Origin of the sequence: Dyella sp. A6 (assembly GCF_036320485.1) — a bacterium.
GTDB lineage: Bacteria > Pseudomonadota > Gammaproteobacteria > Xanthomonadales > Rhodanobacteraceae > Rhodanobacter_A > Rhodanobacter_A aluminiiresistens.
Genome location: NZ_CP132911.1, coordinates 2380744 through 2400525 on the forward strand (window position 1 = coordinate 2380744; position 19782 = coordinate 2400525).

At 65.5% G+C, this 19782-nt stretch carries 21 protein-coding genes; 9 read left to right on the forward strand and 12 right to left on the reverse strand.

Annotation, left to right across the window (positions count from 1 at the left end; translation table 11 throughout):
* Positions 1 to 520 precede the first annotated feature (520 nt).
* The gene (locus RA164_RS10655) at positions 521 to 1918 is read left to right on the forward strand and encodes a sensor domain-containing protein (RefSeq protein ID WP_329740828.1); all 1398 of its coding nucleotides are present in this window, start codon (positions 521 to 523) and stop codon (positions 1916 to 1918) included.
* A 264-nt stretch (positions 1919 to 2182) separates the two neighbouring features.
* Complete coding sequence (locus RA164_RS10660; RefSeq protein ID WP_329740829.1) at positions 2183 to 2842, forward strand: restriction endonuclease; 660 nt, start codon at positions 2183 to 2185, stop codon at positions 2840 to 2842.
* A 107-nt stretch (positions 2843 to 2949) separates the two neighbouring features.
* Here RA164_RS10660 and msrA read toward each other — a convergent pair whose 3' ends face one another.
* Positions 2950 to 3456, reverse strand: a complete 507-nt coding sequence (gene msrA / locus RA164_RS10665) for a peptide-methionine (S)-S-oxide reductase MsrA (RefSeq protein WP_329740830.1) — start codon at positions 3454 to 3456, stop codon at positions 2950 to 2952.
* Positions 3453 to 3902 carry a peptide-methionine (R)-S-oxide reductase MsrB gene (gene msrB / locus RA164_RS10670; RefSeq protein WP_329740831.1) on the reverse strand — a complete coding sequence of 150 codons (450 nt, stop codon included), beginning with the start codon at positions 3900 to 3902 and terminating at the stop codon, positions 3453 to 3455. Before msrB ends, msrA begins: the two co-directional genes overlap by 4 nt.
* Positions 3903 to 4048: 146 nt before the next feature.
* Here msrB and RA164_RS10675 point away from each other — a divergent pair, with 146 nt between their 5' ends.
* The 5 genes from RA164_RS10675 to RA164_RS10695 all read left to right on the forward strand — a co-directional run bounded on the left by RA164_RS10675 (position 4049) and on the right by RA164_RS10695 (position 7158).
* Positions 4049 to 4501 carry a MarR family winged helix-turn-helix transcriptional regulator gene (locus tag RA164_RS10675; protein WP_329740832.1) on the forward strand — a complete coding sequence of 151 codons (453 nt, stop codon included), beginning with the start codon at positions 4049 to 4051 and terminating at the stop codon, positions 4499 to 4501.
* A gap of 49 nt (positions 4502 to 4550) precedes the next feature.
* Positions 4551 to 5114: a cysteine hydrolase family protein gene (locus RA164_RS10680; RefSeq protein WP_329740833.1), complete on the forward strand. Its 564-nt coding sequence runs from the start codon at positions 4551 to 4553 to the stop codon at positions 5112 to 5114.
* Between the two features lie 20 nt (positions 5115 to 5134).
* Positions 5135 to 5464, forward strand: coding sequence for a hypothetical protein (locus tag RA164_RS10685; RefSeq protein WP_329740834.1), 330 nt, complete (start codon positions 5135 to 5137; stop codon positions 5462 to 5464).
* Entirely contained in the window at positions 5461 to 6696 is a 1236-nt protein-coding gene (locus RA164_RS10690; RefSeq protein WP_329740835.1) for an MFS transporter, read from the forward strand. The genes RA164_RS10685 and RA164_RS10690 overlap by 4 nt, the downstream gene beginning before the upstream one ends.
* 135 nt (positions 6697 to 6831) lie before the next feature.
* A complete protein-coding gene (locus RA164_RS10695; protein ID WP_329740836.1) occupies positions 6832 to 7158 on the forward strand; it encodes an EF-hand domain-containing protein in 327 nt (108 codons plus the stop codon).
* A gap of 26 nt (positions 7159 to 7184) precedes the next feature.
* Here RA164_RS10695 and RA164_RS10700 read toward each other — a convergent pair whose 3' ends face one another.
* Both RA164_RS10700 and RA164_RS10705 read right to left on the reverse strand, forming a co-directional pair.
* Positions 7185 to 7592 (reverse strand): hypothetical protein, encoded by a 408-nt coding sequence (locus tag RA164_RS10700; RefSeq protein ID WP_329740837.1) that lies wholly within the window; start codon positions 7590 to 7592, stop codon positions 7185 to 7187.
* A gap of 139 nt (positions 7593 to 7731) precedes the next feature.
* On the reverse strand, positions 7732 to 9684 hold the full coding sequence (locus RA164_RS10705) for a M61 family metallopeptidase (protein WP_329740838.1): 1953 nt from the start codon (positions 9682 to 9684) through the stop codon (positions 7732 to 7734).
* 59 nt (positions 9685 to 9743) lie between these two features.
* On the opposite strand from RA164_RS10705, the gene RA164_RS10710 reads away from it, so the two are divergent.
* Positions 9744 to 10643 carry a class I SAM-dependent methyltransferase gene (locus RA164_RS10710; RefSeq protein WP_329740839.1) on the forward strand — a complete coding sequence of 300 codons (900 nt, stop codon included), beginning with the start codon at positions 9744 to 9746 and terminating at the stop codon, positions 10641 to 10643.
* On the opposite strand, the gene RA164_RS10715 is transcribed toward RA164_RS10710, so the two are convergent.
* The 5 genes from RA164_RS10715 to RA164_RS10735 all read right to left on the reverse strand — a co-directional run bounded on the left by RA164_RS10715 (position 10640) and on the right by RA164_RS10735 (position 17250).
* Entirely contained in the window at positions 10640 to 11677 is a 1038-nt protein-coding gene (locus RA164_RS10715; RefSeq protein WP_329740840.1) for a sensor domain-containing diguanylate cyclase, read from the reverse strand. The two genes, RA164_RS10710 and RA164_RS10715, sit on opposite strands and share 4 nt — an antisense overlap.
* A 20-nt stretch (positions 11678 to 11697) precedes the next feature.
* A complete protein-coding gene (locus tag RA164_RS10720; RefSeq protein WP_329740841.1) occupies positions 11698 to 12627 on the reverse strand; it encodes a M14 family metallopeptidase in 930 nt (309 codons plus the stop codon).
* A gap of 69 nt (positions 12628 to 12696) precedes the next feature.
* Entirely contained in the window at positions 12697 to 14286 is a 1590-nt protein-coding gene (locus tag RA164_RS10725) for a glycoside hydrolase family 32 protein (protein WP_329740842.1), read from the reverse strand.
* An 84-nt stretch (positions 14287 to 14370) separates the two neighbouring features.
* A complete protein-coding gene (locus RA164_RS10730; RefSeq protein ID WP_329740843.1) occupies positions 14371 to 15984 on the reverse strand; it encodes a carboxylesterase/lipase family protein in 1614 nt (537 codons plus the stop codon).
* Between the two features lie 189 nt (positions 15985 to 16173).
* Positions 16174 to 17250 (reverse strand): hypothetical protein, encoded by a 1077-nt coding sequence (locus RA164_RS10735; RefSeq protein WP_329740844.1) that lies wholly within the window; start codon positions 17248 to 17250, stop codon positions 16174 to 16176.
* 636 nt (positions 17251 to 17886) lie between these two features.
* Between RA164_RS10735 and trxC the strand changes: the two genes are divergently transcribed.
* The gene (gene trxC / locus RA164_RS10740) at positions 17887 to 18324 is read left to right on the forward strand and encodes a thioredoxin TrxC (protein ID WP_329740845.1); all 438 of its coding nucleotides are present in this window, start codon (positions 17887 to 17889) and stop codon (positions 18322 to 18324) included.
* 27 nt (positions 18325 to 18351) lie between these two features.
* Here the strand turns inward: trxC and RA164_RS10745 are convergent, their stop codons facing one another.
* The 3 genes from RA164_RS10745 to RA164_RS10755 are packed head-to-tail and all read right to left on the reverse strand — an operon-like array spanning position 18352 to position 19737.
* Entirely contained in the window at positions 18352 to 18843 is a 492-nt protein-coding gene (locus RA164_RS10745) for an iron chaperone (protein ID WP_329740846.1), read from the reverse strand.
* Between the two features lie 4 nt (positions 18844 to 18847).
* Positions 18848 to 19258, reverse strand: a complete 411-nt coding sequence (locus tag RA164_RS10750) for a VOC family protein (RefSeq protein ID WP_329740847.1) — start codon at positions 19256 to 19258, stop codon at positions 18848 to 18850.
* A gap of 29 nt (positions 19259 to 19287) precedes the next feature.
* Complete coding sequence (locus tag RA164_RS10755) at positions 19288 to 19737, reverse strand: helix-turn-helix transcriptional regulator (RefSeq protein WP_329740848.1); 450 nt, start codon at positions 19735 to 19737, stop codon at positions 19288 to 19290.
* Between the last annotated feature and the right edge of the window lie 45 nt (positions 19738 to 19782).

Here is a 19782-nt window from a genome sequence, read left to right on the forward strand (position 1 = left end):
CGGTTTGGATACATCGCTACGAATGCGTTACCGGGCGAATCGCAGCCAATCGTCCTGACGGCCACGTGGGGGACAGTCGCCACACCGCGTCCATGCCCCTGTTGTTTCATGGGTGAGCCCGACAAGTAGTAGACCCAATTGACAACGTTGTCTAGACACCGATGGTCATAACCACTCCATGGATCGCCGTAGCGCGAACCAGGTCTCACGAGCACATAAGTCGTCAGATTTGCGTAAGGAAATAATCCACACCTGCACCGCGCATGGCGATATGGGACGCAGGGATTTCGCAGGCATCAACGCCGCTCGCTATGGACAAGACAAATAGCCAGTCAAATCTGACAACGTTATCCCCAAAAGCCCAGAAACCGAAGCAGGCACGACCACCCAATCGGCTGGCGAAAGTCCGCACGCAAATATGAGGATCGAAGCGCTGTCATGGACGTTTTTCCGGCTAAAGTGGTCCGCGTGGCCGCTGCTCTCAACGACGCGACCATGCCTTACGTTCCGGCCGCCGATCATGGAAAAGCACGCCAACGCACCGCTCGCCAATGTTGCCGATCTGCTGCTGGACGCGATCTGCGTGGTCGACGCCGAAGGCCGCTACCTGTATGTGAACGCAGCCTACGAACGGATCTTCGGCTATAAGCCCGAAGAGATACTGGGCACCCGCATGATCGACCTGGTTCACCCCGACGATCGCGAGCGCACGCTGCATGTCGTCGACGAGATCATGGGTGGCCAGCCCAAGCCGCATTTCGAAAACCGTTATGTGCGCAAGGACGGGCAAGTCGTCCATATCATGTGGTCGGCACGCTGGTCCGAAGCCGAGCAGGCGCGCTTCGCGGTGGCACGGGACATTACCGAGCTCAAGCGCATCGAGCGCGTGCAGGCAGCGCTCTACGCCATCTCCGAAGCTGCCTTCGCCGCCGCCGACCTGCTGACCCTGTTCGGGCATATCCACCGCATCGTGGGCGAGCTGCTGACCGCCCGCAATCTGTTCGTCGCACTGCTGGACGAGAACGACATGCTCGACTTCCCCTACTTCGTGGACGAATACAACCAACGCCCACCGCCGCAACGGCTGGACTCCGATGCACTCAGCGCACTGGTCGTGCGCACTGGCGAAGCGCTGCTTCTGACGCCGGACAACCGCTCCGAAGTGTTGGCCCACGGGCGTCACCTTGTCGGCCGCGCCGCTCTCGACTGGCTGGGTGTGCCGCTACGTGTATCCCGCGGCGTCATCGGCGCCCTGGTCGTGCAGACCTATGCCGGCGATGTGCGCTACAGCGATCGCGACAAGCATCTGCTGCAGTTCGTCTCCGACCAGGTGGCCGCCGCCATCGAGCGCAAGCAGATCGAGGCAAGGCTGCATTACGTCGCCCATCACGATCCGCTGACCGAGCTACCCAACCGCGACGTCTTCCACCGGCGCCTGGACGATGCCCTGGCTCGTGCACGGCAAGACGGCCATATGTTGGCCCTGCTCTACATCGATCTCGATCGCTTCAAGCCGATAAACGACAGCTACGGTCACGACGTCGGCGACCTGCTGTTGCGCGAAGTAGCCGCACGGCTACGCCGTTGCGTGCGCGAATCCGACACGGTGAGCCGGCTAGGCGGGGACGAGTTCGCCGTGCTTCTGGAGCAGATCTCGCACCCGGAGGACGCCGCCCATATTGCAGCGAAGATCTGTCATACCTTCGATCACCCCTGCGTGCTTGGCGGGCACAGCCTGAACATTGCGGCCAGCATCGGTATCGCATTGCATCCTGCACACGGCAGCAGCAGGGAACGGCTGTTGCGCAACGCAGATGATGCAATGTACCTCGCCAAGAGTCGGGGCGGAAACCAGTTCGTGACCGCAACGGCTGGCACCGGGAACGCGACCGGTGTCGATTCACAACTCACCGATTGAACTTCTCGGCCAGCGCCTCGAATGCCCGTAATCGAATCGTGAATTCCATCAATGGGATCACGCGAGCCGCCTCCAGCGGCTGCTGCGGCGCAACAGGCCGGCGCGATTGACCACGCGATTTTCTTACACGGCCGGCATTTGTCCGTAGTGCGACCTTATGCCGCACCGCATGCTGTGCTTCGCCACGCCCCGCGCTATGGTCATTTCGCAAGTCCAACGCTCGGGGGAGTGATGGCAAGGCACGCATTGCAAGGCGTCGAAACGATGATCCTTATGCGCTGGCCGATCGGCCTGCTGGCCGGTCTTGCGGCCTGTGCGGGCGTGCATTACGGCTTCCACAGCGGACTGGCATTGATGCCGACTCCCGCGCCGCGGCACGACACCCTGGCGTGGTGGCTACTCGGCGGTTGCTGGTTCCTCACCTTGTGCACCAGCCCGGGCTACCAGCGCCGCAGGCACCGCAAGGTGCTCCACGAACAGCTCGACCAGTTGGCCGGCATGCCGCAGCCGGTCTTCGAGGAAGCCGTGATCGAAGCTTTCCATCGTCGTGGTTACGTGTTGGAAGACAACCTGCGCACCGAACATGGCGATCTGGCCGAACTGCTGCTCTACCGCAACGGCACTACGCTGCTCGTCAGCTGCCGCAACTGGCGGCGACGCGTCGTCGATGCCGACGCCGTGCGCATGCTGCCCGAATGGATGGCACAACAGCATGCCCATTCCGCCAGGCTGCTGGCCATCGGCGATTACGACGATACCGCCTGGAAACTCGTGGTGGGGCAACCGATCGAACTGATCCATGGCGAATCATTGCTGGCCATGCTGCACGAGGCGCAGATGCCTCCGCCGCCAAACCTGCACAAGTTCACGCGCACCGCCCAGCGACGCAACCAGCGTCACCAGGCACTGCGCATCGTGCATTGAGAAACGGCCATACCTGACATGCCGGCCCCTGGCGACCGGCATGTTTTTTATACGCGTGCTGCGTCACGATGACACCGGGCCGCAAGCCCGCGCGCAGGCGAAACGGATCAGGTCCCCGAACGCCGCGGCAAGCGCCAGCCGGGGCGCACGTAATGGCAGGTATAGCCGGTCGGGTAATGCTGCAGGTAATCCTGGTGCTCCGGCTCGGCCTCCCAGAAATCGCCGGCGGGAACCAGTTCGGTAACCACCTTGCCGGGCCACAACCCGGAAGCATCGACATCGGCAACGGTGTCTTCGGCCACCTGCTTCTGCGCATCGCCCAGGTACAGGATCATCGAACGATACGACGAACCGCGGTCGTTGCCCTGCCGGTTCGGCGTCGTCGGATCATGGATCTGGAAGAAAAACTCCAGCAGGGCGCGGTAACTGGTCTGTGCCGGATCGAACATGATCTCCACCGCCTCGGCATGCGTACCGTGGTTGCGGTAGGTTGCATGAGCCACGTCGCCGCCCGCGTAGCCGACACGCGTGGAGAGCACCCCCGGTTGCCGGCGGATCAATTCCTGCATGCCCCAGAAGCAACCGCCGGCGAAAATCGCCCGTTCGCTGTTCATCGCGCGCACTCCACCTGGTCCAGCCATGCGCCGTAGCCTTCGGCCTCCATCGCTTCACGCGGAATGAAACGCAGCGACGCGGAGTTGATGCAATAGCGCAGTCCGCCCCGATCGGCCGGGCCGTCGGGAAACACGTGACCGAGATGGCTGTCGCCCGAGGTCGAGCGGACTTCCGTGCGGACCATGCCATGCGACGCGTCATGCAACTCCTGCACCCTGGCCGCATCGATGGGCCGGGTAAAACTGGGCCAGCCACACCCCGACTCGTACTTGTCCGAGGAAGCGAACAACGGCTCGCCGGACACCACGTCGACGTAGATGCCGGCGGCCTTGTTGTGCAGGTACTCGCCGGTGCCTGGATATTCGGTAGCGTTTTCCTGGGTCACCCGGTACTGCTCGGGCGTAAGACGCGCCACGGCGTCAGGTGACTTGCGATAGCTCGACATGACGGGCCTCTTCTCGGTATCGATCACACCATGGTGGTGGCAGGCAGGCTGCTTCAAAAGGGGAGCCGGATGGCGCACGCCATCGGCTCCCGAAATAGGAAGCCTACCTTTACAGTTACCCTTCCAATATGTATGATCCGCACGCCATGACCGACGACCGCTCCGATAGCCGCATCGCCCAGGCCCACACGGCCGCCGCCGAGCTGCGCGTGCTGATCGGCAAGCTGAAGCGCCGCCTGCGCGAGCGGATGGCGCTTGACGGCATCACCCTCTCGCAACTGTCGGTACTGAGCCACCTGGACCGCGAAGGCCCGGCCACGATCAGCGAACTTGCACGGGTCGAAAACGTGCGACCGCAGTCGATGGGCGCCACGGTCGCCGGCATGCAGGCGGCCGGCCTGCTCAACGGCGAACCCGACCCAGGTGACGGCCGCCGTCACCTGCTTTCGCTGACGCCGATGGCGCGCGAGAAGATCCGCACCACCCGCGCCGCCCGCGAAGACTGGCTGTTCCACGCCATCCGCGAGCGCTACAACGCGAGCGAACAGGATGCCCTCGCACGCGGCATCGGCCTGCTCAAGCGATTGGTCGACGACTGACCACCTTGCTCCCGCACGACACTTCCCTCCCCCATACGAGTACTCCCCCATGGCACTCAGCACACTCGATCCCCGCACCGCCCTGATCGTCATCGACATGCAGCACGGCATCGTCAGCCTGCCGTGTGCGCACCCGATGGACACCGTGATCGGGCATGTCGCCGAACTGGTGCAGGCCTTCCGCCAGAAGCACTGCCCGGTCGTACTGGTGAACGTGACCGGCGGCGCGCCCGGCCGCAACGAACAGCCCCCGCGCAGCGGCAGCATGCCCGACGACTGGGCCGAACTGATCCCGCAGCTTGACCAGCAGGCCAGCGACCACACGGTGTCCAAGCGCACCTGGGGCGCGTTCATGCATACCGATCTGCACGACTACCTGCAGCAGCAGGGTGTAACCCAGGTGGTGATCGCCGGTGTGGCGACCAGCATCGGCGTGGAGTCGACCGCGCGCCAGGCCTACGAACTGGGCTACAACGTCAGCCTGGTCACCGATGCCATGACCGACCTGAACCGCGATGCGCACGAAAACAGCGTGGCGCGCGTTTTCCCCCGGCTGGGCGAAGGCGGTTCCACCCGCGACATGATCGACCTGCTCGGCCGCACGCACGGCTGATCCTGAAGAGCACACCCCATATGACCTGGCTGCATGCCCTGTCCTGGTTCGTCGGTGGCGCCCTGCTCGCCAATGCGTTGCCCCACACGGTCAGCGGCGTGCTGGGGCGCGCTTTCCAGACGCCATTCGCCAGGCCACGCGGCGAAGGAACCTCCACAGCCACCGTGAACGTGCTGTGGGGCTTCTTCAATCTGGCCATGGGTTACCTGCTGCTCGATCACGTGGGCCAGTTCAATCCGCACGCACTCCCGTGCATGGCCGTGGCCGGTACGGGTGCGCTGCTGTCGAGTCTCGGCATGGCCCGCTGGTTCGGCCGTTTCAATGGCGGCAACAAGGCACAGCGGCCATGAGCGACAACGCATCCGGCATGTTCCGCTCGCTGCGCGTATACAACTACCGCGTATGGGCCAGCGGCGCCTTGGTGTCGAATGTCGGCACCTGGATGCAGCGCGTGGCGCAGGACTGGCTGGTACTGACCGCCCTGACCCACCACAACGCCAGCGCGGTCGGCGTGACCATGGCGCTGCAGTTCGGCCCGCAGCTGCTGCTGCTGCCCTGGACCGGCTACGCCGCCGACCGCTTCGACCGCCGCAAGCTGCTGATGGCCACCCAGGCCATGCTCGGCCTGCTCGCGCTGGGGCTGGGCCTGGTCACCGTGACCGGCATCGTGACGCTATGGCAGGTGTACGGCTTCGCGCTGCTGCTGGGCTGTGTCACCGCCTTCGACGCACCGGCACGCCAGACCTTTGTCAATGAACTGGTCGGCGAGGCGCAGCTGGCCAACGCGGTGGCGCTGAACTCCACCTCGTTCAACGCCGCACGCATGATCGGGCCCGCCGTGGCCGGCCTGCTGATCGCCGCGGTAGGCACCGGCTGGGTGTTCCTGATCAATGCCGTGTCGTTCGCCGGCGTGCTGGCCTCGCTGAGCCTGCTGCGGGTACACGAGCTGCACACCAGCGAACGGGTCGGCCGCAAGGCCGGCGGCATCGCCGAAGGCTTCCGCTACGTGTGGCGCCGCCCCGACCTGATGACGGTACTGGTGATGCTGTTCCTGATCGGCACCTTCGGCTTCAACTTCCCGATCTACATTTCCACCATGTCGCTGACGGCCTTCCACGGCGGTGCCGGACAGTACGGCCTGCTGACCTCGGCCTTCGCGATCGGCTCGGTCGGCGGCGCGCTGTACGCTGCCCGCCGCGAACTGCCGGAAATGCGGCGACTGTGCATCGCGTCAGCCGTCTTCGGCGTAGGCTGCCTGCTGGCTGCCCTGTCGCCGAACGAAGGCCTGTTCGCGGCTGCACTGGTCGTCACCGGCCTGTCGGCGCTGATCTTCACCACCGGCACCAACAGCCTGATGCAGCTCACCACGGAACCGGCGATGCGCGGCCGCGTGATGGCATTGCGCATTGCCATCGCGATGGGCGGCACGCCGATCGGCGCGCCGATCGTCGGCAGCATCGCGGACCATTTCGGTCCCCGCTGGGCCATGGTGGCAGGTGCGGCGGCAGGCATCGTCGCAATGCTGGTGGGTCTGCGCCACCTGTCGGTCTCGCGCACGCGCGAGGCGACAGCCAAGGCCTAGCCGGCTAAGGCTGTTCGATCGAACTCGCGCGTATACGACATTTTTCCAACTGCCGTGGTACATCCTGCACGGCAGGACCGACGGCCAGTCATCGGCACCGGTCCTGCCTGGAACCCTCAGCAGGAGCGCTCAGCCATGCCACGCACACTCTTCGTGATCGGCACCATGCTCACCCTGGCCGGCCTGCCGGCCACCTTGCCTGCGCAGACCGGCCTCAGCAACATCACCCGGAGTGTGGCGATCCTCGACAAGAACTTCGAGATCGCCGACCGCAACCACGACGGCGAGCTGAGCCTGAAGGAAGCCCAGGACGGCCCGGTCCCCTTCATCGCCCGCAACTTCGCCGCCATCGATACCGCACATACCGGACTGGTCTCGAAAAAGGACGTGCATGCCTACATCGCGCGCATGCTGATGCGCTCGCAACCCAAACCGGGTCCGGTGACAGACCAGAAGCACTGATCGCGTCGGCCGGCCCGCCGCGAGGCTCATTTCGCCTGCAGGGTCTCCATCGCCTTCTTCGCATCCGCATGGGCGGTCGCCAGGTTATGCGACTTCAGGCCGCTACGGGCATCGGCCAGCGCCTTGTGCAGGCGTGCCTCCATCGCCTTGTCGCCCTTGGCATCCGCGATGGCGCCATGCCCCATGCCCTTGCACGGGTCGCCCGCCTTGGCGTCGAAGCCCCAGCCCGACGGGCCGACCAGGCAGTTGACCACGTGGTGCAGGTGCAGGTGTGCCGTCTTCAGGTTGCCGGCACCCAGCGACATGCCGGCATGCGCCGCCGCAGTCGCAGCCTGTTTGGTTGCCGCCGCACTGCCATCCGCGGCCAGTGCCATCGCCGGCACGAAGGCCACCAGCAGCACGGCCGGCATCCAGAAGGACAACTTGCTCGCCATGACACGACTCCTCGACAGCGCGGCGGTAGCCGCAAAGCGACAAGCGTAGAACGGCAAACGTGAGCAAAAAGTCAGCCCGGCACGCCGGCGCAGCCCTGCTGGGGCTGCGGCATGGCGGCACCCGACCCGGACTGGGTGGCTAGTGCCGCGCCGCGATGATCTGGTCCAGATAGTCCGGCGTGCCCTCGATGCGGACCAGATGCGGATACTGCAGGCCGCCGTGGTAGTCCACCGGCACGGTGGTCAGCCCGCCCTGGTACTTCATCAGCAGCCTGATCGGCGCCTGCGTGCCCTTGGCCGCGGCGATCGCCTGCTTGAGCACGTCGCTGGTGTAGGCCCGGCCGTCGACCGCAACGAGCGTGGCGCCGGTGCTGACGCCTGCCTTGAAGGCCGGCCCGTTCCAGCGCACGTCGTTGATCTCGCCGTTCCTTGTCAGGGTGATGCCGATCGACCAGGTGAAGTTGTACAGGTGCCGCGGCGATTCCGGCTGGCTGTCGTAGGCCTTCTCATAGGCGCTGGGCTGGTCGGTGTAGACCAGCTTCCAGCCCGAGGCCGTCACACCCTGCAGGAACGGCGGTCGAAGCGCATCGACACGGGCGCGCAGGAAGTGCGCCCAGTCGTATTTCGCAACTCCGTTCAGCGCCGTCACCACGTCGTCGAAGGTATAGGTCTTGGTGACGTAGCTGCCGTTGTCGATGCCGTAGAAAGCCCTGGCGAAATCGTCCAGCGACTTGCGGTCGTGCGTCAGCGCGCGGATTTTGGCATCGACTGCCAGCCACATCATCTGGCCGCCGCTGTAGTAGTCCTCGCTCATCTGCCAGCTGCGGTAAGGCAACGCGGCACGATGGGCGGCGGTGGGGTCGTTGGTGGTGTCTTCCAGGGTGCGCCAGTCGAAGCCGACCCGGTTGCGGTCGTAGTTGGCCGCCACCATCGCCAGCGCGTCGCGGAACTGCTGCGGCGTCCACATGCCCGAGCGCGCCGTCAGCACATAGCCCCAATACTGGGTCAGCCCCTCGTACACCCACAGCAGCGAGTCGCCCATCGGCACGTTGAAGTTGGGCGTCCACAGGTCAGCCGGACGGCGGAACTTGCCGTTCCACGAGTGCGTGTATTCGTGCGCCAGCAGGTCGCGGTTCGGGGCGTTGTGGGCCCAGTCGGTGAAGTAGTCGGCGCCCATGCCGTCCTCGCTCGACTGGTGATGTTCCAGGCCGTTGCCGGCCAGCTGGTCGGACAGCGAGAACAGGAAGTCGTAGTGATCGTAATGATGCGCACCGAACAGCCTGAGTGCCTGCGTCACCAGGGCGCGATGCACCTTCAGCTGTTCCGGTGTCATCACCAGGTCTTTAGGCGCGTCGGCGACGATGTCCAGGTGCACCGGCGCCTTGCCGCCGGGGTTGAGGTCGACGCGCTTGAAATAGAGCCCGGCATAGATCGGCGAATCGACCAGGTTGTTGAACGTGACCGGCTTGAACGTGGTGGTGCCCGCCGCGCTCGATGCCGTCTCCAGCGCGGTGCCGAAGCGCCAGCCCCGGGGCAGCGTGACGCTGGGCGCGAAGGTGATCTCGCGCGAATAGTGACCGGCCGGATACAGCGCCACCCGGTTCCATTCCAGGTCGAGCATGCGGTCGGTCATCTGGAACCCGCCGCGGCGGGGCGAGAGGTACTGAAAATCGGCATCCAGCACCGAAACGCCTTGCGGAACAACCACGTGGAAGGCGTACACGTTGTATTCGTCACGCTTCCACATCAGCGGCTTGCCGCCTGCACTGAGCGTCAGCCCGGCCAGCATGTCGACCGGGCCGGTCGGCGAGTGGTCGCCGGGAATCCACTGCGGGTACAGCAGGGTCAGCGCACCGGGACGTACCGGAATCGTTTCGTGCACGCGGAAGATGCCCTGCCGCGTGTCGCCGGCATAGACGTGCAGGGTGATCGTGCCGGGATAGACCGTATCCTGCGGAGCCGGCACCTGGCCGCCGCGCTGGCCCTCGGCCAGCGCGGCCTGCGTGGCGAGCGCCATCGAAACGGCGATGGCGAGGCGTGCCGCGACACGACGCGCACCCTGCGACGGTGCAATGGAAACGGCGGTCGGCATGACGAACTCCTGCAGGCAGTCGATGACCAGGCAACTTAACATGACCGTCCGGACCGGGCATGCCGACAGCGCCGTTCCTGCACGGCAAGGATGCCGCTACGATCATCCCGATGACGCCTCTGGATTCCACGCTCGCCCAACTCGAACGCGATGCCTCGCTTGTCCTTCCCGCACGGTTGAAAGCGCGCACGGAGGCCCTGGACTGGCTCGAACGCATGTTCCCGGAAGACATACCGCACACCCGCCTGGACGCGCGCGTGCAGGCCCTGCGGGAGCGGCTGAGCGCCGCCGATGCCGGCCTGTTCCACAGCCTGCGCGAAGCGATCCGCCAGGGGCACGGCATCGCGGCCATGGAACCATGGCTGGACGAAACCCCGGCCGGAGGCGACGGCTACGACCACGCCGACGCGCTGGTCAGCGGCATTCTTCAGCTGGAAGAACCCGCGACACCGGCGGTGACGCTATCGCCGGACATGGTGTTCTACCAGCCCACCCCGGCCCGGCACATCTTCAGCCTGCTGCGGCAGCTTCGGCTGGCACCTGACGACGTGCTGGTGGACATCGGCTCCGGACTCGGCCACGTGCCACTGCTGGCGGCGATCCTCACGCCCGCACGCAGCATCGGCATCGAACTCGAGCCTGCCTACGTCGCCTGCGCCCGGCATGCGGCGGATGCGCTGGCGCTCAGGCGGGTCCGCTTCGATGCCGTCGATGCGCGTGCCGCCAACTACGCCGAAGGCAACGTGTTCTATCTCTACACACCGTTCCGCGGCAGCGTGCTGCGGGCCGTACTCGACACGCTGCACGAATGCAGCACACGGCGTGACATACGCGTCTGCACCTACGGCCCTTGCACCGCGACCGTCGCCGGCGAGACATGGCTGACACCGCTGGACTCCCGCGTGAGCAGCGACCAGGTCGCCATCTTCACCTCGCGGGCACCGGACGCGATGGCTTAGTGCTGCAGCCGTTCCTTGCGCTGGCGCTTGACCTGGTACATGGCCGCATCGGCTCGCTCCAGCAATGCTTCCGCATCGGAGGCGCCCGGCTCGGCCACGATCACTCCGATGCTCGGTCCGTCGTAATCGATCGTGAGCTCGCCCAGTGCGAAGCTGCCACAGGTTGCAGCCAGCAGCCGTGCCGACAAGGCTTCGGCCATGGCTGGTGCGGCATCGGCTGCGGCCGACGAGAGCACCACGAATTCATCGCCACCCTGCCGTGCCACCAGATCCAGCCCGCGTAGCACGCCCTGCAGGCGCTGGCCGATGGCGATCAGGAAACGGTCGCCTATGGCGTGGCCGTAGCGGTCGTTGATGCCCTTGAATCCGTCCAGGTCGATGAAGGCGACCAGCACCCGCCCACCGTCCGTGGCCGTCGCAGCAAGACGTCGTTCCATCGATTCGAGCAGGGCACGACGGTTGGGCAAGCGCGTCACCTGATCGGTATGCGCGCTGACCGACAGTTCGTCGTTGGCCTGACGCAGCGACTGCACGGTCTGTTCCCGCTCGACCTGCTGGGCGATCAGCTTCGAGAACATTTCCATCACGTGCATGGCCCCGGGTACGCCAGGCCGGCGCTCGTCACTGGCCGCGCACAAGGTGCCGTACAGGTGGCCGTCACCGGTATGCACCGGCGTACTGGCATACGTCGCAATGCCGAGTTCGCGCGCCGCATCGACATTGCCCCAGCGTTCGGGCACGTCGCTGACATAGGTACTGCCGTCTTCGAGTGCCCGTTTGCACAGCGTGTCCTCCCACGGAACGGAGAGACCCTCGGGCACCTTCATCCGGCGCGTGTTGCGGGCAAACAGAATCCGCTGGTAACCAGCCTCGATGTCGATCGTGGTGAGGTAGGTCGACTCCAGCCCCGTCACTGTTTCCAGCAGCTCGAGCAATGGCCGGACCAGTGTTTCCAGCGAATCCGCCTGGGCGACAACGTCGGGCAGAGCGTCGATCAGCTCGCGCACGACCGGGTCGGTAGAAAGCATCGTCATCGAAACACCCGCGCCTGGGTTCAGGCCATGTGTGCCAAGGCGAAATCGATGGCCGCGTGCACGGCGGCCACCTGCGCGGCATTGCACAGCTCGGGCGTGGCGCGCGGGCTGTCCGGATAGACCTCGGTGGTCGTGGTGTAGCGCGCGCCACTGATCCCCGCGCACAAGCCCAGCGGCTTCAGCGCATAGTTGATGACGCCCGGCGCAACCACCGGCGAACCGATGATCTCGCCACGTTCGTCAGCCGGCGCGATGTGGGTGACCTTCGCCACCGCCTCGATCACCGCCTTCTGGAATGCCGGTTGCGGATTCTCGCTGTCGTCCACCAGGTAGAAGCCGTCCGGAATCGTATCCGGCGCGTAGACCTTGCCGTCGCGTGCCGCCAGTGCGGGACGGAACTCGGACTCGTCGCTGTCGGTGGTCTCGTGCAGGTCGATATGCATCACGATGCGCTCGTGCAGCGGTGCGACCAGCCGCATCAGCGCGGCCGACTCGCCGGCCGGGCTGTCCGCGTGGAACGAGCGGTTCGGGTCGATCGCATCCGGGTTCCAGCGGTGGATCCGCTCGTAGGCCCACGGACTGACGCACGGCACGATCAGCAGGTTGGCACGGCCGTCGTAGGCCGATGCATGCTGCTCGGCGAATTGCAGCGCGCCATGCACGCCACTGGTTTCGTAACCGTGCACGCCACCCGTCACCAGCATGCACGGCAACTCGTCGGACCAGCCGCGCGAGCGCAGCGCGAACAACGGGAAGCTGCCGTCAGGCGCGTAATCCAGGCAACCGTATTCCTCGACATCGAAACGCGACCGCAGCCGCTCGACCACGCTCAACACGTCCTGTTCGTAACTGCGTTGCGGACGCTGCTGCGAGCGCCACTCGGCCCGCTCCGCGGCACCCCAGGGCTGGCCCGGTGTACCGATGGGATAAAACGACGACGTGCTGGTCATGCCACTACTCTCTGGGTCATGTAAGGGAACCCCCACACGATAACCGAAGCCGGCGGCAGCTACCGAGCCCTAGTGCGTGGTGGCAGCAGCCTCCGGTTCACCATCGCCGAGCCCGTGCCGCCGATACGCCTTCATCCGCCATACCCGCAGATGCAGCACCGTGGCCTTGCCGCCCCGGGCGCTGGCCGACCAGCGCAGTTGCTCGCTGCCCGGGAAAAAGCGCTCGGTCATCACCGTGCGGCCACCGTCGGCGAAGACCTCGATGATCGAACGGTCGACGAACAGATGCAGACGCAGGTGCCGGTCGTGCATGTCGACCCTGGCCACCTGGCGGCCACCGAAGGCATCGCTGAAATGCGGCCCCGAGCGGTCCCGGTCGACGAAGATCTCGTTCACGGCGGGATTCGCGCCGATCTGCGTGACGTAACCCTTGGCATCGGTGATCGTGAACAGGATCTGCCGCGCATGACCGGTGTCGATGTCCAGCTCGAGCTCGGCCGAACGACCATCGGTCACCCACCGCGACAGGTCGAGCGGCGTCCCGTCCAGCGTCAGCTTGCTGGCGGTGCGTGGGTCCGCGCGCAGGGACTGCAACTCGCGGACCGGTGCCTGCCACAGGCGGAATCCGTCCGCGCCACGATGCAGGGTCAGCACCCGCGGCAGCGACATCGCACCGCGTTCGGGGTAACCCGGTATCGCCTGCGAATAGGCGTGCCCGTCGGCCCAGCCGATCAGTAGGCGCCGGCCGTCGCTGGCGGGTATGTCGTTCCAGGTGGAACTGGCATAGAAGTCGGCGCCCTTGTCGATCCAGCGCGGCGCGCTGCCCCAAGACGGATCGGGCACGAAACGCTTACCGTCGAAGCTGCCGACGAAATACTGCGCGCCCGATCCGGCCGGTGCGCCATTGCTCAGGTTCACCGCCAGCACCCAGCGCGTTTCGCCTGGATGGCCCACGACCGGCATCGGATACAGATCGGGACACTCCCACTCGCGCGCTCGTGCGCCGGCCGGTCCGAACACGCTGGCAAGCGTCCAGTCGATCAGGTTCGGCGAATCGTAGATCGCCACCTGGTTGGCGGTGGCGCGCACCACCGCCATCACCCAGTGATGCCCCGGCGCATACCAGAACACCTTGGGATCGCGAAACTCGGTCGAGCCGATGTCGAGCACCGGCTTGTCTCCGTAGCGCGTCCAGGCAAGGCCGCCGTCGTTACTGTAGGCCAGGTACTGCGCCTGGATTTTCGTCTTCGGATTGAAACCGGTATACAGCGCCACCAACGGTGGCTGGCCGGACTTGCCCAGACCGCTGGTGTCATGCCAGTCGACCACCGCGCTGCCGGAAAACGCCATCACATCCGTTTCCGGAATCGCGACCGGCAAGAGGTGCCAGTGCACCAGGTCGCGGCTGACCGCGTGTCCCCAGTTCATGTGCCCCCACAGGTCGCCGTAGGGGTTGTACTGGAAGAACAGGTTGTACTGGCCCTTGTACCAGACCAGCCCGTTCGGATCGTTCATCCAGTTGCGCGTCGGCGTGAAGTGGTAACGCGGCCGGTACATGTCCGGCTTCGGCGGCCCATCCTGCGCTTGTGCCAGTCCGGACCCGGCCGCGCCAGCCAGCAGCAGGACGACCACCCCGACGAACCACCGGACCCTGGACATGGCGCTGAACCCCTGGCTGGCAAGCGATGCGCCAAGCCTAGCGCATCGCTGCTGCCACATCGCAGGCGCGATGCGGCATCCGGTTTACAGGTGCGCGTCGGGCTCGAAATGCTGCAGGAACTCGTAGCGCGCTGCCTTGTGGTCGACGATAGTATGCGTGTGCGCACCGATCACCTGGCGCAGCAGCCCGCCGTCCTTCGGCGCCGTCGCCGGCCAGTGCGGCAAACCCTTGCCGTTCGGGTTGCCGGTCTTGATGAAGTTGGCCCAGTAGGCCTCCATGGTGGTCGAAACCCTGCGGTCGACCGGCGTCCACGCATATACATGGTTGCCGTCAAGGTTGCCCAGTGCGTATTCGATCTCGCCGCTGTGCACCGCGCCCGGATCGGGACCAGCACTGCCGTCGCGCTTGGCCGGGCGCCCCTTGTCGAAATAGTAGTAATACACCGGCGCCTCACCGGTCTGGCGCTGCAGATGCATCCAGCGCCAGGTGGCGAAGGCGATGAACTGGTCGCCGGCCAGCGCCGTGCCGGAGGCCTTCACCTGCGCCTCGGTCTGCCCCGGATACAGCTTCAATGCTTCATTCGCCTGGCTGCCGAACTGCTTTTCCAGCACCGCGCGGTAGTTGGCCGGGGTCGGTGGCTTGTCGCCGAACAGGCTGGCGTAATAACCCTCCTGCGAGTTCGAACCCACCAGCAGCGGAATATGCGCCTGCTCACCGGCCTTGAAGATGGCCTCGGGCGAACGCGGGAAGAACCAGCCGTCGATGTTCGGTCCGAAGCCGTCGATGGTCGAACCGAATGCAGCCGCGCTCTTGTCGCCGCAGGCTTTCAGCAGTTTGTCCGCGCTCATCGCGCGCAGGTCCGCCAGTGAATGGGCACCGACATCCCGCATGAAGGCCTCGCCCTGCTGCTCGCTCAGTGCCAAAGGCCGTGGCTTGAGATTGCCGAGCACCGCGCCGCTCTCGCCGATGGCCTGATGCATCAGGCCCTTCGACAACGGCGAAGCCATCTGTGCGGATACCGACATCGAGCCGGCCGATTCACCACCGATGGTGACCCGCGACGGATCGCCGCCGAAAGCCGCGATATTGCGTTGCACCCAATGCAGCGCGGCATTCTGGTCGAGCAGCCCGTAGTTGCCGGTGGCGTGGTACGGGGATTCCCTGGCCAACGCCGGCAGCGCCAGGAAGCCGAATACGTCCAGCCGGTAGTTCACGGTCACCGTGACGATGCCGCGGCGGGCCAGGCTGGCACCGTCGTAGCGCGACTCCGAGCCGTCGCCGGTGAGGAAACCACCGCCATAGAAATACACCAGCACCGGCAGCTTCTTGCCTTCGCTGTGCGCCGGCGTCCACACGTTCAGATACAGGCAGTCCTCGCTCATGCCGTTGGAACGGAACACCATGTCGCTGAACAGTGGCCGCTGCATGCAGCGCGGTGCGAAGCGGTCGGCCTTGCGCACGCCGATCCACGGTGCCACCGGTTGCGGCGGTTTCCAGCGCAGCGCGCCAAGCGGCGGCGCGGCATAGGGAATGCCCTTGAATTCGTCCAGCCCCATGCGCGCATTGCGGATGCCCGACAACTGCCCGCTGTCGACATGCACTTCCGGCGGCGTGCCTGTCGCCATGACCGATACCGCCGACATCGCAAGCGTCACCCCCAGCAGGACACGGCTAATGCGCGCGAATGCAGTGGACATGATCATGAGCCTCACATGGACAATGAACGCCCATCATAGCGATATGACAGCGCTGACGGCAGCGTGCCGGAGCATCGTCGAAGCGTGTACATGGGCACCATCGCACGTTGCGCGGTGCCACATGCCCGGACGCCGGGAGACAAGCTCCCGGCGTCCGGCCCGGGTGAGCCCGGGATGCGCGTTTCGGACTCAGTTCGACTCGGTGAACTGGATGTACGGCATCGAGCCGCCGTAGGCACTGCAGCTGCCCAGGTTGAGGTTGTTGCTCTCGCCGGTGGAACCGGAATTAGCCACACAGCTCGGCACGCTGGTGGCGCCGTCGTTCACCGCCACGTTGACCGTCAGCGACGAACCGCTGTTGAAGTCGGCCTCCGAACCGCCGGCGTTGCCGACGACGTTGAACTCGGACGAGTTCCACACCTGCGACAGGTACAGCACGCTGTCGCTGCCGCTGGAGCTGTAGGCATTGGTACCGTAGGTGAAGACGACCGTGTCGTTGCCGCCGGAGGTCACGGTGCCGGTCAGCTTCGCGCTCGCCAGGTCGGTCGCCGGCACATCCGGCGCAACCGTGATCGCACTGTTGCGATAGCAGTCGCCATAACCGTCGCTACCCCAGCTGCGCGGGCAGCGACGACCGCCGTAGCCGATCAGCCAGTACTGCATGAACACCGAGGCCTCGCCGCTGGTCTGGTAGTCCGGCGCATAGACGAACTGCTGCCAGATCGTGCAGCCCGAACGACCGCCACAGGCGGAGGTAGTGGAATTGAAGCTGGAATTGATCTGCAGCGAATACTCGTTCGCCCCGAGAATGCCGCCGCCCCCATACGACGCCACGCCGACACCGGTCTCCGAGGTCACCCCACTGACCGAGGGGAAGCTGCCGACCGTCTCGCTGATCAGCGACGCGGTCTGGATGGTGTAGTCGTTGCCATTGCCGGTGGTCTGCGAACTGCCGTTGGTCTGCGCAATACCGAACGCATGCCAGCGCGGCACCGGATGCGAGCGCGGAGCCATGTCGTTGCAGGCGACCTGCTGCCATACGATGCTCGGGTAGACAGCATGGAAGCAGCCCTGCGCCGGCGTGGCGACATGCGCCATGTCATGACGCCAGGATGCACGTGCGGCCGCCTCCAGCGGGCCAACCTGCGCATCGCTGGCACTCGATCCGAACGAGTACCCGGCCGGGGCCGCAAACGCTGACGGCAACAAGGCCGCTCCGGCGAGTCCCATGGCGAGCAGGCAGGTCATCTTGAGCTTGGATTGCATTGCGATCTCCTCAGAATATGTAACTGCATGGGTTTCGAATCCCCTCGACAGAACGAGGGGCTGGCTTTCCCAACTACACATCTCGCAAATACAGGCAGCACGTCGCAGCGTGCTGCATCGGGGACACCGGACGATTCACGGCGACACGATTCGACGGCCTCGGGACATCGCACGTCACGCCACATCCGGGACCGCATGGCATGGACATGCGCGCGCACATCCGCACGGGTGAGGCATGCGCCGCGTTCGCAGCGGGCGGCTCACATCCAGCATGCGTCGATCACTACATCATCGATGCCGCAGCAGCGACAGGTATCCCATCGCCATGCGACAAGCCCCCATAACGCCCCTCGTCCGTTTCCCCGTGGCCTCGATCCGTCCTTCATCCCCAGCGACTCAACCGGGGCGATTCGCCGAATTGCTCGGCACGCCCCGCAAGAGTCGACGTCACTATGCGCAGACGATGCCATCACACGATGTGACACGGGACACGTTACGGCACTGGCATTTTCTTGCGGCACGTGCTTGCTTGCACGTGCCTTACAAATCGCGGCAAAAAGGCTACCCCTGTAGATTTGGGCCACCGTCCCCACATACGGCGGAGGGCCATTCCGGCCACGCATTCGAGGTCAAGCCATGAGCGACGCACTCCACATCGTCTGTCCGCACTGCGAGGCAGTGAACCGCGTGCCGGCCGAGCGCCTTGGCGCAGCCCCGACCTGCGGCCGCTGCCATCAGGCGCTGTTCCAGCGACAGCCGCACGAAGTGAACGACGCCGCTTTCCAGAAGCACCTGGCGCGCAACGACATCCCGGTGCTGGTGGACTTCTGGGCACCGTGGTGCGGCCCGTGCCGGATGATGGCGCCGCAGTTCGTGCAGGCGGCCGCGCAGCTGGAGCCGCGGGTGCGTCTGCTCAAACTGGATACCGAAGCGGAACAGGCTGTGGGCGCCCGCTACGACATCCGCAGCATTCCCACCCTCGCGCTGTTCCGCGGCGGCCGTGAAATCGCCCGCCAGGCAGGCGCCATGCAAAGCGCGGGCATCGTGCAGTGGGCACGCTCGCACGGCGCCTGAGGATAGCCGGGCGCGTCGCGAACAGACTCAGCCCACCGCTTTCACGATCAGGGCCGCGATGCGCTTTTCCACGGCCGGCGTCCATGCCGTCAGCGCGAATGCCGTCGGCCACATCGCACCATCGTCGAGGCCGGCCTTGTCGCTGAAACCGAGCGTGGCGTAGCGGGTTCCGAACTTCTGCGAGCTCTGGAAGAAGCAGAGAATCTTGCCGTCCCGCGCATACGCCGGCATGCCGTACCACGTCCTGGGCACCAGCATCGGCGCGCGGACCTTGAGCAAGGCATGCAGCCGGCCCGCCATCTCGCGGTCCGGCTCCGGCATCGAGGCGATTTTGTCCAGCACATCACGCTCGCCATCGGCGCCGCGACGAGCGGACGCCTTCGTTTCACGGGTGCGCTCGCGCATCGCCGCGCGTTCCTCGGCGGAGAAGCCTGCCGTCGATGTTTCCGCCCGGCGACGGACGACGGCTTTCTTCGCGGCCTTGGCCGGTGACCGGATCTCGGGTGTCGTGCGTGCCATGTACTCAACTCCTCTGCTGCACGCGCAACAGGTTGCCGGCCGGATCGCGCACGGCGCAGTCGCGCACCCCGTACGGCTGCATGGTGGGTTCCTCGACGATCTCGGCGCCACTGGCCTGGATGCGCTCGAACGCCGCATCGAGATCCGGCGTTGCCAGCAACATGATCGCGTAGGTTCCCTTGGCCATCATCTCGGCGATGGTGCGTTTCTCGTCGTCGGTGACGCCAGGGCTCGCCGCTGGCGGAAACAGCACGATGGACGTACCTGGCTGTTCCGCCGGCCCCATCGTGATCCAGCGCATACCGTTGTAGCCCACGTCGTTGCGCACCTCGAAACCGAGCGTGTCGCGGTAGAACGCCAGCGAGGCGTCGGGATCGGTGTGCGGCAGAAAACTGGCGTGAATGCTGATGTCCATGCGTGCGATACCTCCTGTGGAAGAAGCCGTCATGCTAGATCCGGAGTCGCGGCCGGCGCTTCTCGATTCCTGATCGGTCGCGTCACCTGCCTTGCCACGCAGGAAGGCAGCCCCTCCGTCGCAAGTGCCGCGTCGCGCCGGTAGGCACTGGGTGACATGCCCACCAGCTCGGCAAAGCGCGTACTGAAGGTACCCAGCGAGGCACATCCCACCGCGAAGCAGACCTCGGTGACACCCAGGTCGCCCCGCCGCAACAGGGCCATTGCGCGCTCGATGCGACGGGTCATCAGGTAGCTGTAGGGCGACTCGCCGAAGGCCGCCCTGAACTGGCGACTCAGGTGACCGGCCGACATGCCGATGCCACGTGCCAGCACATCGACATTCAGCGGCCGCGCATACTCGCGGTCGATGCGATCGCGCACGTGGCGCAACCGTGCCAGGTCACGCAACTGCACTGCCGAAGCGGGTTCGCGGGTCATCGCCGGATCGTCCCACGCAGTACCGACGCGCTCAAGTGCGCAGTT

Coding starts and splice junctions, on each gene's coding strand:
- RA164_RS10680 (WP_329740833.1), top strand. CDS start 4,551: ATGGCACTCAGCACACTCGATCCCCGCACCGCCCTGATCGTCATCGAC.
- RA164_RS10660 (WP_329740829.1), top strand. CDS start 2,183: ATGATCCTTATGCGCTGGCCGATCGGCCTGCTGGCCGGTCTTGCGGCC.
- RA164_RS10675 (WP_329740832.1), top strand. CDS start 4,049: ATGACCGACGACCGCTCCGATAGCCGCATCGCCCAGGCCCACACGGCC.
- RA164_RS10755 (WP_329740848.1), bottom strand. CDS start 19,737: ATGACCCGCGAACCCGCTTCGGCAGTGCAGTTGCGTGACCTGGCACGG.
- RA164_RS10730 (WP_329740843.1), bottom strand. CDS start 15,984: ATGTCCACTGCATTCGCGCGCATTAGCCGTGTCCTGCTGGGGGTGACG.
- RA164_RS10720 (WP_329740841.1), bottom strand. CDS start 12,627: ATGACCAGCACGTCGTCGTTTTATCCCATCGGTACACCGGGCCAGCCC.
- msrB (WP_329740831.1), bottom strand. CDS start 3,902: ATGTCGAGCTATCGCAAGTCACCTGACGCCGTGGCGCGTCTTACGCCC.
- RA164_RS10745 (WP_329740846.1), bottom strand. CDS start 18,843: ATGGCACGCACGACACCCGAGATCCGGTCACCGGCCAAGGCCGCGAAG.
- RA164_RS10695 (WP_329740836.1), top strand. CDS start 6,832: ATGCCACGCACACTCTTCGTGATCGGCACCATGCTCACCCTGGCCGGC.
- RA164_RS10700 (WP_329740837.1), bottom strand. CDS start 7,592: ATGGCGAGCAAGTTGTCCTTCTGGATGCCGGCCGTGCTGCTGGTGGCC.
- RA164_RS10735 (WP_329740844.1), bottom strand. CDS start 17,250: ATGCAATCCAAGCTCAAGATGACCTGCCTGCTCGCCATGGGACTCGCC.
- RA164_RS10725 (WP_329740842.1), bottom strand. CDS start 14,286: ATGTCCAGGGTCCGGTGGTTCGTCGGGGTGGTCGTCCTGCTGCTGGCT.
- msrA (WP_329740830.1), bottom strand. CDS start 3,456: ATGAACAGCGAACGGGCGATTTTCGCCGGCGGTTGCTTCTGGGGCATG.
- trxC (WP_329740845.1), top strand. CDS start 17,887: ATGAGCGACGCACTCCACATCGTCTGTCCGCACTGCGAGGCAGTGAAC.
- RA164_RS10710 (WP_329740839.1), top strand. CDS start 9,744: ATGCCGACAGCGCCGTTCCTGCACGGCAAGGATGCCGCTACGATCATC.
- RA164_RS10705 (WP_329740838.1), bottom strand. CDS start 9,684: ATGCCGACCGCCGTTTCCATTGCACCGTCGCAGGGTGCGCGTCGTGTC.
- RA164_RS10715 (WP_329740840.1), bottom strand. CDS start 11,677: ATGACGATGCTTTCTACCGACCCGGTCGTGCGCGAGCTGATCGACGCT.
- RA164_RS10750 (WP_329740847.1), bottom strand. CDS start 19,258: ATGGACATCAGCATTCACGCCAGTTTTCTGCCGCACACCGATCCCGAC.
- RA164_RS10655 (WP_329740828.1), top strand. CDS start 521: ATGGAAAAGCACGCCAACGCACCGCTCGCCAATGTTGCCGATCTGCTG.
- RA164_RS10690 (WP_329740835.1), top strand. CDS start 5,461: ATGAGCGACAACGCATCCGGCATGTTCCGCTCGCTGCGCGTATACAAC.
- RA164_RS10685 (WP_329740834.1), top strand. CDS start 5,135: ATGACCTGGCTGCATGCCCTGTCCTGGTTCGTCGGTGGCGCCCTGCTC.